This is a genomic window from Shewanella electrica (genome assembly GCF_022321485.1).
Classification (GTDB): Bacteria; Pseudomonadota; Gammaproteobacteria; order Enterobacterales; family Shewanellaceae; genus Shewanella; species Shewanella electrica.
Map to the genome: position 1 here is coordinate 1 of NZ_JAKOGG010000802.1, position 233 is coordinate 233.

At 62.2% G+C, this 233-nt stretch carries 1 protein-coding gene; it reads right to left on the minus strand.

The genetic code is table 11. The annotated features are described in order from the left end of the window. Positions 1-18: 18 nt before the first annotated feature. A partial coding sequence (locus L9G74_RS24690; RefSeq protein WP_238899097.1) for a lyase family protein occupies positions 19-233 on the minus strand: 215 nt, incomplete at its 5' end.

A 233-nucleotide genomic window follows, 5' to 3' on the forward strand; every position in this document is an offset into this window, starting at 1 on the left:
CGGCGATGGGATCTTGGCTTAGTTGATGGGAAGGGGCTCGCCGTTCCACTCCTTGAGGCAGTCGAGCATGGGGTCGATGAGCTTGCCCTGGCTGATGCCGAGGAACACCTTGTTGCACTCCTCGCCGGGGGACTTGAGCTTCTCTCCGGTGAGGTACACGCAGCCGAGCTCCTCGCGGACGAAGCGGTACAGCGGGAACGACCTGCTCTCCTTGATCCTGTTGGTGATCGGCG